General features: G+C 71.8%; 12 protein-coding genes. 5 read left to right on the top strand and 7 right to left on the bottom strand.

The genetic code is table 11. The features are described 5' to 3' along the window. Positions 1–18 precede the first annotated feature (18 nt). Positions 19–795 (top strand): enoyl-CoA hydratase/isomerase family protein, encoded by a 777-nt coding sequence (locus tag QBL25_RS34325; RefSeq protein WP_409060837.1) that lies wholly within the window; start codon positions 19–21, stop codon positions 793–795. Here QBL25_RS34325 and QBL25_RS34320 read toward each other — a convergent pair. Both QBL25_RS34320 and QBL25_RS34315 read right to left on the bottom strand, forming a co-directional pair. Next, positions 785–1,417 (bottom strand): DJ-1/PfpI family protein, encoded by a 633-nt coding sequence (locus QBL25_RS34320; RefSeq protein WP_409060836.1) that lies wholly within the window; start codon positions 1,415–1,417, stop codon positions 785–787. The genes QBL25_RS34325 and QBL25_RS34320 overlap by 11 nt on opposite strands. A 7-nt stretch (positions 1,418–1,424) precedes the next feature. Next, entirely contained in the window at positions 1,425–2,417 is a 993-nt protein-coding gene (locus QBL25_RS34315; protein ID WP_409060835.1) for a GlxA family transcriptional regulator, read from the bottom strand. Between the two features lie 145 nt (positions 2,418–2,562). On the opposite strand from QBL25_RS34315, the gene QBL25_RS34310 reads away from it, so the two are divergent. The 3 genes from QBL25_RS34310 to QBL25_RS34300 all read left to right on the top strand — a co-directional run bounded on the left by QBL25_RS34310 (position 2,563) and on the right by QBL25_RS34300 (position 6,177). Continuing rightward, entirely contained in the window at positions 2,563–3,453 is an 891-nt protein-coding gene (locus tag QBL25_RS34310) for an SCO6745 family protein (RefSeq protein WP_409060834.1), read from the top strand. 117 nt (positions 3,454–3,570) lie between these two features. Beyond that, positions 3,571–3,738: an LPFR motif small protein gene (locus tag QBL25_RS34305; RefSeq protein WP_409060833.1), complete on the top strand. Its 168-nt coding sequence runs from the start codon at positions 3,571–3,573 to the stop codon at positions 3,736–3,738. A gap of 63 nt (positions 3,739–3,801) precedes the next feature. Continuing rightward, positions 3,802–6,177, top strand: coding sequence for a Tex family protein (locus tag QBL25_RS34300; RefSeq protein ID WP_409060832.1), 2,376 nt, complete (start codon positions 3,802–3,804; stop codon positions 6,175–6,177). A 28-nt stretch (positions 6,178–6,205) separates the two neighbouring features. Here the strand turns inward: QBL25_RS34300 and QBL25_RS34295 are convergent, their stop codons facing one another. From QBL25_RS34295 to QBL25_RS34275, 5 genes are all read right to left on the bottom strand, one after another. After that, entirely contained in the window at positions 6,206–7,849 is a 1,644-nt protein-coding gene (locus tag QBL25_RS34295; RefSeq protein ID WP_409060831.1) for an ABC-F family ATP-binding cassette domain-containing protein, read from the bottom strand. A gap of 227 nt (positions 7,850–8,076) precedes the next feature. Beyond that, a complete protein-coding gene (locus tag QBL25_RS34290) occupies positions 8,077–9,108 on the bottom strand; it encodes an oxidoreductase (RefSeq protein WP_409060830.1) in 1,032 nt (343 codons plus the stop codon). Between the two features lie 283 nt (positions 9,109–9,391). Beyond that, positions 9,392–11,122 (bottom strand): BCCT family transporter, encoded by a 1,731-nt coding sequence (locus QBL25_RS34285; protein ID WP_409060829.1) that lies wholly within the window; start codon positions 11,120–11,122, stop codon positions 9,392–9,394. A 73-nt stretch (positions 11,123–11,195) separates the two neighbouring features. After that, positions 11,196–12,494, bottom strand: a complete 1,299-nt coding sequence (locus QBL25_RS34280) for a M14 family metallocarboxypeptidase (RefSeq protein WP_409060828.1) — start codon at positions 12,492–12,494, stop codon at positions 11,196–11,198. Further along, positions 12,491–14,452 (bottom strand): Xaa-Pro dipeptidyl-peptidase, encoded by a 1,962-nt coding sequence (locus tag QBL25_RS34275; protein ID WP_409060827.1) that lies wholly within the window; start codon positions 14,450–14,452, stop codon positions 12,491–12,493. Before QBL25_RS34275 ends, QBL25_RS34280 begins: the two co-directional genes overlap by 4 nt. A gap of 194 nt (positions 14,453–14,646) precedes the next feature. Between QBL25_RS34275 and QBL25_RS34270 the strand changes: the two genes are divergently transcribed. Further along, positions 14,647–16,152 (top strand): M1 family metallopeptidase, encoded by a 1,506-nt coding sequence (locus QBL25_RS34270; protein WP_409060826.1) that lies wholly within the window; start codon positions 14,647–14,649, stop codon positions 16,150–16,152. The last annotated feature ends 12 nt before the right edge of the window (positions 16,153–16,164 follow it).

The following is a 16,164-nucleotide window of genomic DNA, read 5'->3' as shown; positions in this document are numbered from 1 at the left end:
GCGGATAGCATCCCGCGCATGGAGCCGCAGCTGAGGCAGGCCGTCACCGACGGCGTCGCCACCGTCGTCATCGACCATCCGGCGAAGCGCAACGCCATGACGGCCGGCATGTGGCGCCAGGTGCCGCCGCTGCTCGCCGCGCTGGCCGCCGATCCGGCCGTACGGACCGTGGTGCTGACCGGGGAGGGCGCCACCTTCTGCGCGGGGGCAGACATCTCCTCGCTGCGCGAGTCGCCCGGCGAGGCGCAGGATCTGGCGGTGCGGGCCGAGGAGGCGCTCGCGGCCTTCCCCAAGCCGACGCTGGCCGCGGTGCGCGGGTACTGCGTGGGCGGGGGCAGCCAGCTCGCGGCGGCCTGCGATCTGCGGTTCGCGGACGAGGGCGCGCTGTTCGGGATCACTCCGGCGAAGCTGGGGATCGTCTATCCGTCGTCCTCCACCCGGCGTCTGGTGTCGCTGGTGGGGCCCGCGACCGCCAAGTACCTGCTGTTCTCGGGCGAGTTGATCGACGCGGGGCGGGCGCTGCGGACCGGCCTGGTGGACGAGGTGCTGCCGGCGGACGCGCTCGCCAAGCGGGTCGCGGAGTTCACCGCCGTCCTCGCCTCGCGTTCGCAGCTGACGCAGGCCGCGGCGAAGGAGTTCGCGGCCGGGGTGCTCGACCGGGACGCCCACTGGGGCGAGCAGGCGCGCGCGGGCGGCGACACCGCCGAAGGGGTCGCCGCCTTCCTGGAGCGCCGGACGCCGCGCTTCACCTGGACGCCCGGGGGCGGGCCGGGCGACGAGGCCCCTACTGGCTGAAGCGGCTTCCCGCGCGGAACTTCTCCACGAGGTGCGCGGGCGCCTTCTGCGGGGATCCGGCGTCGTAGGGCGGCCGCGGGTCGTACTCCGTCAGGAGCTGCACGGTCTGGGCCTGCTCCTCGCCCGCGATCCGGCCGATCAGGGCGAGGCCCATGTCGATGCCGGAGGACACCCCGGCCGCCGTGACGTACTTGCCGTCGAACACCACCCGCTCCTCCGCGGGCGCCGCGCCGAACCGCTCCAGCTCCGCCAGGGCCAGCCAGTGCGAGGTGGCGCGGCGCCCCGTGAGCAGCCCGGCCGCCGCGAGCAGCAGGGAGCCGGTGCAGACGGACGTCGTCCAGGTGCTGGTGGCGTCGGCCGAGCGCAGCCAGCCCAGGAGCGCCTCGTCCGCCATGTGGTCGCTCTGGCCCGGGCCGCCGGGCACGACCACGACGTCGGGTTCGGGCACGTCGGCGAAGGCGCGGTCCGCGACGAGCGCGAGGGAGCCGGTGTCGTTGCGCACCGGGCCGGGGTGCCGGGCCACGAAGACGGTCTCGGCGCCGGGCAGGCGGCTGAGCGTCTCGTACGGACCGACCGCGTCCAGGGCGGTGAAGCGTTCGAACAGGGCGATGGCGATCTGCATGGGGTGCCTATCCGTTGAGGGCGGGTGCCGGCCGGGCGGTGAGCGTGCCGCGAAAGCGCCGCCGGTATTCGGCGGGCGCCGCGCCGAGGATCTTGACGAAGGCCCGGCGCATCGCCTCCGGGGTGCCGTAGCCGCAGGCGCGCGAGACCTCCTCGACGCCGTGGGAGGTGTCCTCCAGGAGACGCCGGGCGTGCTCGACGCGCACGCGCTCGACGTACTTGCCCGGCGTCATCCCCGTCTCCGTCTGGAAGGCGCGGGCGAAGTGCCGGGGCGAGAGCCGGGCGCGGGCGGCGAGCGACTCGACGCCGAGGTCCTCGTCCGGGTGCTCGGTGATCCACTGCTGGACCTCGCGCAGTGGCTCGCGCCGGGCGGTCTGCGCGGCGAGCTGGGCGCTGAACTGCGCCTGGTTGCCCGGCCGCCGCAGGAAGACGACGAGGTGGCGCGCGACCGTCAGGGCCTCGTCACGGCTCAGGTCCTCCTCGACGAGGGCCAGGGCCAGGTCGATCCCGGCGGTCACGCCCGCGGAGGTCGCGACATGACCGTCGCGCACGAAGATCGGGTCGGGGTCCACCTCGACGGCGGGGTGGTCACGGGCGAGCTTGGAGCAGAACGCCCAGTGGGTCGTCGCCCTGCGGCCGTCCAGGAGGCCCGCCTCGGCGTACAGGAGGGCGCCGGTGCAGACCGAGACCAGGCGCTCGGCGCGCGGGGCGTTCGTGCGCAGCCAGTCGATCAGGCGGGGGTCGGCCTCACGGCTGCCCAGACCGCCCGGGGTGAGCAGGGTGTGCGGAGTGGGGGCGGCCGGCAGCGAGGAGTCCGGTACGAGCGTGAGCCCGCTGGAGGTGCGGACGGGGGCACCGTCCAGGGAGGCGGTGTGGATGCGGTAGGCCGACATCTCGCCGCCGCGGCAGGCGGCGGCGCCCGCGAAGACCTCCACCGGGCCCGTGACGTCGAGGCTCTGGACCCCGTCGAAGAGGACGACCAGGACAGTTCGCTGCTCCATGCCCTGATTCTTGACCCCGCGCGCGATGGCCGCAATGACGAAGACCCCACCTTTCCTGCCATCGACCGTACGGGTACGGGGGCGGTCCGGTGCTGCGCGACGCCCCGGGCTTCACCTCATACCAACCAGTCGGTAACGTGCGGTCATGACTTCTCTCACGCCCCCCACCCCGGCCGCGGCCCTGCACCCGCGCGCGGGACGCCGATGTCACAACGTGCTCAACGCGCTGCACTCGACGCACTACTTCTCGCCCGACGCCGGACGCGAGCTGGGCGAGATCGGCATCACCCACCCCAGGGCCGTCAACTTCGCCGTCCGCACGGCGGCGATGGGACGCGTCGGCGCCGGAGTGGTCACCGCGGCGTTCTACAACTACAAGCACGAGACCGTCGCCCGGCACGTGCCCGGCATCTGGGACACGGTGTCCCCCGAGGACGTCCTCGCCGCACGCCTGCGCGCCGTCGACTCCACGCTGCGGCGCCTCCTCGGCGAGAAGGCGCTGGCCTCCCCGGAGATGGCGGAGGCCGCCGAGCTCGCGCTGCGCGCCACCGAGGCCTGCTCCCGCGCCGCCCGCCCCCTGTACGCCGCCCACGCGGACCTGCCCGTCCCCGAGCAGCCGCACCTGGCGCTCTGGCACGCCGCGACGCTGCTGCGCGAGCACCGGGGCGACGGCCACCTCACCGCGCTCCAGCACGCCGAACTCGACGGCCTGGAGGCACTGGTGAGCCACACGGCCACCGGCAAGGGCATGCGGCCGAAGTGGAACTTCAGCACCCGCGGCTGGACCCAGGAGGACTGGGACGCCGCCGTACAGCGCCTCCACGCCCGCGGTCTGCACGACGGGGTCCTGGAGTTGACGGAGGCGGGCATCGCCCTGCGCAACGACGTCGAGGAGGCCACGGACCGCCTCGACCGGGCACCGTACGAGCACTTGGGCGCGGCGGGCGTCGAACGCCTGACGGAGCTGGGGACCGTGTTCGCGGGCGCCGCGCTCCAGGCAGGGGCGTTCCCGGCGGATCTGCTCGGCAAGGAGTAGCCGGGCGGCGCCCCGGCCGGAGCCGCGGCGCCGGCATGGACGGCGCCGTGCGAGGTACCCGTCCGTCTCCGGTCCCGCGCACCGCGCGCCGGACCGGGCGACGAAAGGGGAAATCCCGTGTTCCGAGCGATCGCAGATGTCCTGCGTCAGATCGGCGCGGCGCTCGCCACCGTGGTGACGCTGCCGTTCCGCGCCGTTGCCCGGCTGTTCGGCGGCGCCTCCGGCTCCGCCCGCCGGACGGGACGCCGCTCCGGAGGCCGTCCGGGGCGGGCACGCCGGGTCTGATCCCCCCGCTGTCGGTGCCACCTGCCACAATTGCCCCGCAACCCCAGTGAGAAGGCGGGAAACGTGGCACCTCAGCAGACGTCCACTCCAGCATCGATCGAAGGCAGGATCGCCGAAGAACTCGGCGTGCGCGAGCGGCAGGTGAAGGCCGCCGTCGACCTGCTCGACGGCGGCTCGACGGTGCCCTTCATCGCTCGCTACCGCAAGGAAGCGACCGAGATGCTCGACGACGCGCAGCTGCGCACGCTCGAGGAGCGGCTGCGCTATCTGCGGGAGCTCGAGGAGCGGCGCGCGGCGGTCCTCGAATCGGTCCGCGAGCAGGGCAAGCTCACGGACGAGCTGGAGGCACGGATCCGCGCCGCGGACACCAAGGCGCGCCTGGAGGACATCTACCTGCCCTTCAAGCCCAAGCGCCGCACGAAGGCGCAGATCGCCCGCGAGGCCGGTCTCGAACCGCTGGCCGACGGCCTCCTCGGCGACCCGTCGGTGGACCCGCACGCCGCGGCCGCCGCCTTCGTGGACGCCGGCAAGGGCGTCGCCGACCCGCAGGCCGCCCTGGACGGCGCCCGCGCGATCCTCGCCGAGCGGTTCTCCGAGGACGCCGACCTGATCGGCGAGCTGCGCGAGCGCATGTGGGTGCGCGGCCGCCTCGTCGCGAAGGTCCGCGACGGCAAGGAGGAGGCCGGCGCCAAGTTCGCCGACTACTTCGACTTCTCCGAGCCCTTCAAGGAGCTCCCCTCGCACCGCGTCCTCGCGATGCTGCGCGGCGAGAAGGAGGACGTGCTCGACCTCGTCCTCGAACCGGAGGAGGCCACCGAGGGCCCGTCCTCGTACGAGGGCATGGTCGCCCACCGCTTCGGCGTCGTGGACCGCGGCCGCCCGGCCGACAAGTGGCTCCAGGACACGGTCCGCTGGTCCTGGCGCACGCGCATCCTGGTGCACCTGGGGATCGACCTGCGGCTGCGGCTGCGCACGGCCGCCGAGGACGAGGCCGTGCGGGTCTTCGCCTCGAATCTGCGCGACCTGCTCCTGGCGGCGCCGGCGGGCACGCGCGCGACGCTGGGCCTGGACCCCGGTTTCCGTACGGGCGTGAAGGTCGCCGTGGTCGACGCGACCGGCAAGGTCGTCGCCACCGACGTCATCAACCCGCACGTCCCCGCGAACAAGTGGGACCAGTCCCTGGCCACGCTCGCGAAGCTCGCCAAGGAGCACGCGGTCGACCTGATCGCGATCGGGAACGGCACGGCGTCCCGCGAGACGGACAAGCTCGCCGGTGAACTCATCGCCAAGCACCCGGAGTTGAACCTCACCAAGGTGATGGTCTCCGAGGCGGGCGCCTCCGTGTACTCCGCGTCGGCCTTCGCCTCGCAGGAGCTGCCCGACATGGACGTGTCGCTGCGCGGCGCCGTGTCCATCGCCCGGCGCCTCCAGGACCCGCTCGCCGAGCTGGTGAAGATCGACCCGAAGTCCATCGGCGTCGGCCAGTACCAGCACGACCTCTCCGAGGTGAAGCTGTCCCGCTCGCTCGACGCGGTCGTCGAGGACTGCGTGAACGGCGTCGGCGTGGACGTGAACACCGCGTCCGCCCCGCTGCTCGCCCGGGTCTCCGGCATCGGCGCGGGCCTCGCCGAGAACATCGTGTCGCACCGCGACGCGAACGGCCCCTTCGCCTCCCGCAAGGGCCTCAAGGACGTCGCACGGCTCGGCCCCAAGGCGTACGAGCAGTGTGCGGGCTTCCTGCGCATCCAGGGCGGCGCCGACCCCCTCGACGCGTCCGCCGTGCACCCCGAGGCGTATCCGGTGGTGCGCAAGATGGCGAAGAAGACCGGCGGCGAGGTCGCCTCGCTCATCGGCGACACGGCCACGCTGCACTCGCTCAGGGCGGACGAGTTCGTGGACGACTCCTTCGGTCTGCCCACGGTGACCGACATCCTCAAGGAGCTGGAGAAGCCCGGACGTGACCCGCGTCCGGCGTTCAAGACGGCGACCTTCAAGGACGGCGTCGAGAAGATCTCCGACCTCGCGTCCGGGATGGTCCTGGAAGGGGTCGTCACGAACGTGGCGGCGTTCGGCGCCTTCGTGGACATCGGCGTGCACCAGGACGGCCTCGTGCATGTCTCGGCGATGTCCAAGACGTTCGTCAAGGACCCGCGGGACGTGGTGAAGCCGGGCGACGTCGTCAAGGTGAAGGTGATGGACGTCGACATCCCGCGCAAGCGGATCTCGCTGACCCTGCGCCTGGACGACGAGGCGAGCCCTGCGGGCGGCGAGCAGCAGCCCAAGCGGGGTGGACGCCCCCCGCAGCAGCGGGGCCAGCGGCCCCCGCGCCAGCAGGGCGGTCAGGGCCAGCGCAAGGAGCGGCAGGGCCCGCCGCCCGCCAATGACGCGATGGCGGACGCGCTGCGCCGGGCCGGGTTGCTGGACCCCAAGAAGCGCTGACCCGGGGTCCCGGGAGGATCGGCGGGGGTCAGGGTGACAACTCGGTCACCTTGCCCTCCGCCACCTCCAGACGCCGCGTCACCCGCACCGCGTCCAGCATCCTGCGGTCGTGCGTGACCAGGAGCAGCGTGCCCTCGTACGCGTCGAGGGCCGACTCCAGCTGCTCGATCGCCGGCAGGTCGAGGTGGTTGGTCGGTTCGTCGAGGACCAGGAGGTTGACGCCCCGGCCCTGGAGCAGCGCGAGGCCCGCCCGGGTGCGCTCGCCCGGGGAGAGGGTGGCCGCGGGGCGCAGGACGTGGGCGGCCTTCAGGCCGAACTTGGCGAGCAGTGTGCGCACCTCGGCCGGCTCGGTGTCGGGCACGGCCGCGCAGAACGCGTCCAGGAGCGACTCCGGGCCGTGGAAGAGCGCGCGGGCCTGGTCCACCTCGCCGACGAGCACCCCGGAGCCGAGGGTCGCGTGGCCCGCGTCGGTGGGGACGCGGGTCAGCAGGGTGCCGAGGAGGGTCGACTTGCCCGAGCCGTTCGCGCCGGTGATCGCCACCCGGTCCGCCCAGTCGATCTGGAGCGAGACGGGGCCGAGCGTGAAGTGGCCGCGGTGCACCTCCGCGTCGCGGAGGGTGGCGACGACGCTGCCGGAGCGCGGCGCCGACGCGATCTCCATCTGGAGCTCCCACTCCTTGCGGGGCTCCTCGACGACGTCGAGCCGCTCGATCAAGCGCTGTGTCTGGCGTGCCTTCGCCGCCTGCTTCTCGCTGGATTCGCTGCGGAAGTTCTTGCCGAGCTTGTCGTTGTCCCCGGCCTTGCGGCGGGCGTTCTTGGTGCCCTTGTCCATCCAGGACCGCTGCATCTGGGCGCGGCCTTCCAGGGCGGACTTCTTGTCGGCGTACTCCTCGAACTCGTCGCGGGCGTGCCGGCGCGCGACGTCGCGCTCTTCCAGGTACGACTCGTAGCCGCCGCCGTAGAGGTTGATCTGCTGCTGGGCGAGGTCGAGTTCCAGGACCTTGGTGACCGTGCGGGTGAGGAACTCGCGGTCGTGGCTGACGACCACCGTGCCGGCGCGCAGGCCGCGCACGAAACTCTCCAGGCGTTCGAGGCCCGCCAGGTCGAGGTCGTTGGTCGGCTCGTCCAGGAGGAACACGTCGTAGCGGGACAGGAGGAGCGAGGCGAGGCCGGCGCGGGCGGCCTGGCCGCCGGAGAGCGAGGTCATGGGCTGGTCGAGGCTGACGTCGAGGCCCAGCGAGGCGGCGACCTCCTCCGCGCGCTCGTCCAGGTCCGCGCCGCCGAGCGCCAGCCAGCGCTCCAGGCTGTCCGCGTACGCGTCGTCCGCGCCCGGGGCTCCGTCGACCAGGCCCTGGGTCGCCTCGTCCATGGTCCGCTGGGCCTCCTCGACGCCGGTGCGGCGGGCCAGGAAGGAGCGGATGGACTCGCCGGGGCGGCGCTCGGGCTCCTGCGGGAGGTGGCCCACGGCCGCGCTGGGCGGGGAGAGGCGCAGCTCGCCGGTCTCCGGGGTGTCCAGGCCCGCGAGGAGGCGGAGCAGGGTCGACTTGCCGGCGCCGTTGGCGCCGACCAGGCCGATGACGTCGCCGGGGGCGACGACCAGCTCCAGGGCGGAGAAGAGGGTGCGGTCGCCGTGGCCGGCGGCGAGATTCTTGGCGACGAGGGTTGCGGTCATCAGGGGTCCGAGTTTAGGCGAGCCACGGCCCGGCCCGCCCGGCAGTATCGGCCCGGCCCGCCCCGCAGTATGGGCCCGGCCCACCTGGCAGTGATCGGCCCGGCCCGCCGCCGGACGCGCGAGGCCCCGCCAGGCCCCGGCCTCGGGGTCACGAGGTCAGGCCGGCCCGAGGCCACGGGCCGGCGCCCGTCGTCGCGGCCTAGGTGCCTCGCCGCCCCGCTACCCCGCTACCTCGCTATCGGTGCCGTCAGCACGCTGTCCGTCGTCCGTGCCACCACGTACGACTCCCCCTTGGTCGCCTTGGCGTCCAGCTCGATGTGGTGTTCCCCCGGTTCCAGGACGCCGTCGAAGACCTCGTGGACCTGGGTGCGCGAGAGGCGGTCGATGCGGTACGCGATCAGCTGGACCCGGCAGGTCGAGGTGATGCCGACGCCCGCCGAACCGTCCGTCGCCGCGAGCCGCGTCAGGCGGCGCAGCTCCAGCGGGCTGCGGTCCAGGGCGTGTTCTATCTGGGCGACCAGGAGCGGGATGATCGGGGCGAGCCCGTCGACGTACGCCACGTGCAGTCCCGCGCCCTCGAACGCCGCGCGCACCCCCGCGCGCGTGGCCGCCGGGACGGACCGCCCGAAGGCCACCGCCCCGTACGTCCGCAGCTCGTCCGGGGGCACGCCCGCCGCGTCCGCGGCGATCTCGGCGCCGACTCCGATCGTGCGCAGCGCCGCCGCCAGCTTGGCGAGGACGGCGACGCGGGCGCCGATCAGGAGCACCCGGCGGCGCGCCGCGGGTTCGCCGTCGACGAGCAGTTGCCGCAGTGCCTCGCGGTAGGCGGGGCCGTGGAAGCGGAAGGGCCCTATGCCGTGGTAGCCGTTGAGTTCCAGATCGGCCCGCTCGGCCGTCTGCCAGGCGAAGTCCCGCCATACGTAGGTGTCGGTGCCGTCCGGCGCCTGCTCGATGACCGCCGTGACCGCCCCGCACTCCAGGCCCTCGCACTCGGGACAGCCGTAGATGACGTGCCGGTCGTCGAGCAGCGGCGCTTCGGCCTCCAGGAGGAGTCCGCGCACATGGTGGGTGAAGATCGCGGGTGGGACGTCGGAGGCGAGCGGGGAGACGGCGTCGAGGTCGGAGAGCTGGAACAGCAGCGGACGCCCGTTCACGATGAAGTCGACGAAATCCCGGTGGACTTGGTAGTCACCGTTGGCGAGGACTCCACCGGCGCGCATGGCCGGTGCCAGACCGAAGGTCGCGTGCTCGGCAGACATAGTGTGAGTATCCCCATCTAGGGGGTGATGTGAGCACGGCATGACACATTCCGCTACGTTCCGTGGCTCGGCGGATCCAATTCCACTTCCCGGACGAGGAGTTGACGGCCGCAGCGGAAGCGGACTGCGTACGCATGGTCGATGGCGTACAAGGCGGGCCCCGCCTGGACACCCGGACCGGAAGCCGGGAGCCGGAAGCCGCGCACCCCGGACATGCCGGAGGCGGCGCGCCTCGGGAACGAAGCGGCCGCCTCCGGAAAGTGATGCGAGGTGGTGGTGCGGACTAGACCGACTTGGCCGGGGCGTCCTCCCCTTCCTCCTCGCCGTTCTCGCTCGGGCCGATGCGGAGTTCGAAGTCACCGTCGTACTGCTCGTGGCCCGCGATCACGGCCTTCTCGACGGCTTCCGTGCCGTGCTCGCCCCGGACGATCAGCGGGTCGTGGCGCAGGTCCCGCATGAGGGCCACGCACATCCCGATCATCACCAGGGTGAACGGCGCGGCCACCAGGATCGTCAGGTTCTGCAGGCCCGTGAGGGCGTTGCCCGAACCGTCGCCGATGAGCAGCATGATCGCCGCCACGGCGCCGGTCACGACACCCCAGAACACGACCACGAACTTGCCGGGCTCCAGCGCGCCCTTCTGCGAGAGCGTGCCCATGACGATCGACGCCGCGTCGGCGCCCGACACGAAGAAGATGCCCACGAGGATCATGACGAGCAGGCTCGTCACCGTGGCGATCGGGTACTCGTGCAGCAGTCCGAAGAGCTGGCCCTCGGCCGTGGACTCGTCGGCGAGGCCGCCGCCCTGCGCCACCTTCATCGCGGAGCCGCCGAAGACGGCGAACCAGATGAGGCTGACGGTGCTCGGCACCAGGATGACGCCGCCCACGAACTGCCGGATCGTGCGCCCGCGGCTGATCCTGGCGATGAACATGCCGACGAAGGGCGTCCAGGAGATCCACCAGGCCCAGTAGAAGACCGTCCAGCTGCCGAGCCAGTCCGACACGCCCTTGCCGCTCGACGCCTCGGTGCGCCCGACCAGCTGGGGCAGGTCCCCGAGGTAGGCGCCGATCGAGGTCGGCAGCAGGTCGAGGACGATGACGGTCGGGCCCGCGATGAAGACGAACACGACGAGCAGCAGTGCGAGCACCATGTTGATGTTCGAGAGCCACTGCACGCCCTTCTCCACACCGGAGATGGCGGAGGCCACGAACGCCACGGTCAGGACGGCGATGATGCCCACCAGCAGGCTGGTGGGGACGTCGCTGCTCCAGTCGAGCACCTCGAAGCCGCTGCCGATCTGGAGCGCGCCGAGCCCCAGGGAGGCCGCCGAGCCGAAGAGCGTGGCGAAGATGGCGATGATGTCGATGACCCGGCCCCAGGCGCCGTGCGCGTGCTTCGGGCCGATGAGCGGCTCGAAGACGGCGCTGATGGTCTGCCTGCGCTCACGCCGGAAGGTGCTGTACGCGATGGCGAGACCCACGACCGCGTAGATCGCCCACGGGTGGAGCGTCCAGTGGAAGAGGGTGGTGGCCATCGCCGTTTCCATCTTCGCCGCGGAGTCGGCGGGATCCGTGCCCGGCGGTGGCGTGGTGAAGTGGGCGAGCGGCTCGCTCACGCCGTAGAACATCAGGCCGATGCCCATGCCGGCGCTGAACATCATGGCGACCCAGGAGACGGTGCGGAACTCCGGCTCCTCACCCTCCTTGCCGAGGGTGATCTTCCCGTACCGGCTGACGGCGAGCCAGAGCGCGAAGACGACGAAGCCGCTCGCGGCCAGCATGAAGGCCCAGCCACCGTTGTGGATCAGGCCGTTGAGCATCTTCGTCGAGGTCTTCTCGAGCGAGTCCGTCGCCACCGCGCCCCAGACCACGAAGGCCAGGGTGAGTACGGCGGTGACGCCGAACACGATCCGGTCGGTCCGCGGGGAGCGCTCGGCGGCAAGGCCCGCCCCCGCATCGGGCGGGCCTCCCCCACCATCCGCTTTCTGCTGTTCCTGCGTCACAAATGGCACCTTTCACAGAGTGGATACGTCAGACCAGTGTTTCTCCGTACCCCCTACCACATGTGACGCGCCTCTCACCCGCTCAACAGTCGGTGTCGGGCCGAGCCGTTACCAGGTGATAGGGAGCACGTTCGTCGAGCAGCAACGGTACGAGGTTTCGCGCCGATTGCCGCAGGGGCACGTAGGCACCCTTGCCCGATGCTCTGACCTTGACTCCGTGCAGAGCGAGTTCATCCTTGACGTCGCCGTACTGGGCCGCGTCGAGCCGGTAGCCGCAGGGCGGGTCCTCGATCACCTCGGACGGTTCGGCGGGGTCGTTGTCCGCGCCGCCGACGTAGACGGGTCCGCGGTCGAGGAAGCCTTCGAGGCGGGCCGCTCCGGTGGCCGCCTCCAGCCGGCCGCGCCGCTCGTCGGCATAGCGGAACAGGCCGCCGAGCGCGGAGAGTTGGGACTTCACGCGGCGCCGGTTGTTCAGCGCCTCGTCCTTCTGCTCGGCGTCGGTGAGCGGGTCGACGCGGCTCTCGATGAGCAGGCCCGCCGCGTGCTTGATGCCGGAGACGTTGCGCAGGATGCGCTCCTGGCCGTCGCCCGCCGTCTGTTTGATCGGGTCACCGGTCACGGGATCGGTCCAGATCCCGTACGTACCGGTCGTGTATCCCGACCTGTTGGCGGCGGGCCTGACGTACGCCTTCGAGAGGGTCTGCGCCTCCTCGTGCACCGCCTCGTCGGTGTTGAGGTTGCGCGGCCACAGGTCGAACAGGTCCTTGTCGTAGTACTTCGGGGTTGCTCCGTACTCGTGCAGGTCGTAGATGGAGTCGGGCTGCCGGTCGCGGATGACGGCGGCCATGGCGCGGGCCTCGGCGGTGTGGAGGGAGATGTGGTCGCGGTTGATGTCGACGCCGTCGGAGTTGCCGCGGGTGTCGGCGGCGCGGCCGTCCGGGTTGGCGGTGGGGATCACCAGGAGCGTGGTGCGCGAGAGGAACGCGCGGGTCTTCTTGTCCTTCGCGTACGCCAGGTCGCGGATGGTGGACAGACACGCGTCGCGGCCCGAGGGCTCGTCGCCGTGCTGGCTGCAGATCAGCAGCACGGTGTTCTTGGAGGGGCGTTCGGCGATCCGGACCAGCTGGACGGGCCGGTCCTGCTTGGTGGTGCCGATGCGGGACACCGAGACGCGGTCGGTCGACCGGTCGACGGCGGCGAGGAGCTTCTGCTCCTCGGGCTGGCTGGTCCAGCGGGCCCCGCCGCTCTCCTCGAAGCCGGTACGGGGCGGGGTCGGCGTCGCCTGCGCGGGCACCGTCAGGAGCGGTGCCGCGAGCGCGGCGGCGGCGCAGGCGAGCGTCAGGGTGCGAACGCGGGGCGTGAGCCCGGTGCGGGGTCTCATGAGGTGCTGCCTCCCGGTACGGGGCGGATGGGACGCGGCGGGGCCACGCCGTCGAGACGCGATGCGCGCGGGGGGCCGGTCGCGGCGGAGGTCCGGAACGCGTCGGCGCCGCCGACCAGCGGGAGCGTCGCCGAGGTGCGGGCCAGGTCGACGGTGAGCGTCGGGGTGTCGGCGGGCGGGTCGATGAGGTCCTTGTCCGTGCCCGCGACGATCAGCGCGAGGCGGTGGCCCTTGGGCACCACGTGGTCGCTCGCGGCCAGGTCGAGGGTGATGGTGTGCGCCTTGCCCGGCGTCAGGGGACGGCCCTTGTGCGGGTCGGCCCAGTTGCCGAGGTCGGCCCAGCCGCGGCTGAAGACGGTGTGGTCGACGTCGGCGGTCTTCGGTGCGGTCTCCTTGAAGCAGGAGCTGTCCCCGGCGGTGCTCGCGCCCCAGCAGGTGCGTTCGAGGAGCGTGGTGATGCCTTCGCCGGAGCTCGCGTAGTCGCGGATGGTGGCGGGGCCGAGGTCGACGAGGACCGCGGAGAGATGGGCGGTGCGGGTCGTCGGGGTGGCGGTGACCGTCACCCGGGAGGAGCCGGACAGGCGCAGGTCGCGGCCGAGCGGGCGGCTGATGAACCCGGCCTTGGACGGGGTCGGGGTGTCGATCTGCGCGGCCCAGTCGGTCTCGCTCAGCTTCGGGTCGTCGGTGAAGGTCTCGCTGCCCTTGCCGGGGCGCGTGGTGAGGGTGCCGACGCCGGGTGAAGTGCCCTTGCCGGGGCGCAGCTTCACCGTGTCCGTGCCGCGCGGCGGCCAGACGCGGTCGGTGGTCCACTGTCCGGGGGCGCGCTCGATGTCGGCCATCGGCTCGCGGTCGATGCCGTTGTCGTAGCCGAGGAGTTCGTGGTCGAACCAGCGGTGCAGGGTGCGCACCCAGTCACCGCGCCGGAAGTCGAAGGGGTCGACGTGGCCGGTCTGGCTGAGCCACACCTTGCGGTCGACGCCCTCCTTCGCGAGCGCGTCCCACCACTGGCCGAAGTGCTTCATGCGGACGTTGAGGTCCTGCATGCCGTGCACGGCGAAGACGCTGGCCCTCACCTTGTCCGCGTCCGGGGTGTGGTCGCGCTCGCTCCACAGCCGGGTCCAGTCGCCGGTGCGGGGCGCTTCGTCGACAAGTCGCTTCTGTACGGCGGCGCAGCGGGCGCGGGCCTCGGGGCTCTCCACGTAGTCCGAGAGCCACTCGGGGCCGCTGTCGTAGAGCGGGGCGCCCTGGGCGAAGTAGTAGTCGTACCAGGAGGAGATCGCGCCGATCGGCACGATCGTCTTCAGGCCTCTGACGCCGGTGGCGGCCACGCCGTTGGCGATGGTCCCGTCGTAGCTCTTGCCGATCATTCCGGTGGCGCCGGTCGTCCAGGACGCCTTGGCGTCCTTGCCGCCGGTGCGGGTGGTGTAGCCGCGGGCCCTGCCGTTGAGCCAGTCGACGACGGCCTTGGCGGACTGGACGTCGGAGCGGCCCCCGACGTCCACGCAGCCGTCGGAGCGGTTGGTCCCGGCGAGGTCGACGGCGACGAAGCCGTAGCCGCGGGGCACGAAGTAGTTGTCGTAGTAGAGCGGGAACCCGACGGGATCGCCGTTCGCGTCGTACGTCTTCTTCTGGCTCTCGTTGCCGCGCCCGCAGCAGGAGTAGTACGGGCTGGCGTCCATGATCACGGGTATCTTGCGCCCCTGCCGGGCGGGTTCGCGGGGCCGGACGATGTCGACGGCGACCCGGTCGGTCTTCCCGTCGTCGTCACCGTCGATCTTCGTGTCGACCCAGACGGATTCGCGGATCGCGCTCTCGTACGAGTAGACGGGCTTGCTCTCGCGCGGGGCGGGCGTCCCTTGGGCGGCGCCCGGGGACATGAGGGTGGACAACAGGGCGGCCAGGGCGGCCGTCACCAGGGATCTCCGGATCAAGCGCGTGCGTCGCGCACGTATCGGCATGGCGCGGAAGGTACACGGGTCAACTCCCGCGCAACAGGGGGCGTTACGCGGGAACGACAGGTTCATGGGTCCATATGGCACATGTCGGCCGAATGGCGATCGTGTGACAGCAGCGACCATGGACATGACGCGTGGCCCCAGGGGTCAATAGGGTCGGTCCATCCACCGGAACACCCCTACGACTTGGAGCTCTTGTGCACCGCAGACTCATCGCCCCTGGCGCGCTCGCGGCCTCACTGCTGCTGGCGATCCCGGCATCGGCCGCCGACTTCACGCCCGGGGCCCCGGGTATCGGCGATCCCTATTACCCGGCGAGCGGCAACGGCGGCTACGACGTCTCGCACTACGACCTGCGGCTGAAGTACCAGCCGAAGTCCGACCTGCTCGAAGGCACGGCGACCCTCAACGCCACCACCACGCAGGACCTGTCCCGCTTCAACCTCGATCTGGGCCTGAAGGTCAGCGAGGTGCGCGTCAACGGCAAGAAGGCCGCCTTCAAGAAGACCGGCGAGCAGGAGCTGGAGATCACCCCGGCGGCCGGGCTGCCCAAGGGCACGCCGATCACCGTCGTGATCCGGTACGCGGGCAAGCCGTCCGAGGTGAAGATCAACGGTTTCACCGCGTGGGCGCGCACGCCGGACGGCGGTGTGGCCGCGCAGGAGCCGGAGTCCGCCGCCTGGTGGTACCCCTCCAACGACCACCCGCGCGACAAGGCCACGTACGACGTGTCGGTCTCCGTGCCGGACGGCTCGCAGGCCATCTCCAACGGCGTGCTCCAGTCGCAGAGCTCGAAGCTCGGCTGGACGCGCTTCAACTGGCGCTCGAACAAGCCGCAGGCCAGCTATCTGACCACGCTCGCCGTCGGCAAGTTCGACATCACGACGGACAAGACCGCCGACGGCCTGCCCGTCCTGAACGCCTACAGCAAGGACCTCGGCGACAACGCCGGGGCGGCGCGGGCGAGCATCGAGCGGTCGACCGAGGTCGCGGAGTGGCTGGAGACGGTCTTCGGCAAGTACCCCTTCAACGCGCTCGGCGGGTACGTCCCGAACGTGACGAGCGGCTTCGCCCTGGAGACGCAGACGCGGCCGTTCTACAGCCCGCGGCAGTTCGCGGGCGGGTCCAACGTGTCGGTCGTGGTGCATGAGCTGGCCCACCAGTGGTACGGCGACAGCGTGTCCGTGGACGGCTGGAAGGACATCTGGATCAACGAGGGCTTCGCCCGCTACAGCCAGTGGCTGTGGTCGGAGAAGGAGGGCGAGGGGACGGCGCAGGAGCTGGCCGATTACGTATACGCCCAGCACCCGGCCGACGACCCGTTCTGGAAGGTCAAGCCGGGCGACCCGGGGCCGGAGAAGCAGTTCGACATCGCCGTCTACGACCGTGGGGCGCTGGCGCTCCAGGCGCTGCGCAACGCGGTCGGCGAGAAGTCCTTCGCGGCGATCCTGAAGGGGTGGCCCAAGGAGCACGCGTACGGGAACGCGACGGTGGGTGACTTCGTGAAGTACGCGGAGAAGGTGTCCGGCAAGCCGCTGGCCTCGCTGTTCGACGCGTGGCTCTTCCAGCCCTCGCGGCCGGCCGCGCCTGCCGCGAAGAAGGCGGGGATCGCCCGGTCCTCCGCCGCGGGGGCCGCTGCCGCCGAGCCGAAGTCGTGGAAGTCCATCGCCGCGACCAACGGCGTGCACGACCACGGTCACTGAACCGCCCCCGGT

It is taken from the genome of Streptomyces sp. SYP-A7185 (assembly GCF_046103685.1).
In the GTDB taxonomy this organism is placed as follows: Bacteria; Actinomycetota; Actinomycetes; order Streptomycetales; family Streptomycetaceae; genus Streptomyces.
The sequence above is the reverse complement of the archived record's forward strand: the minus strand, read 5'-3'. Positions and strand labels throughout refer to the sequence as shown.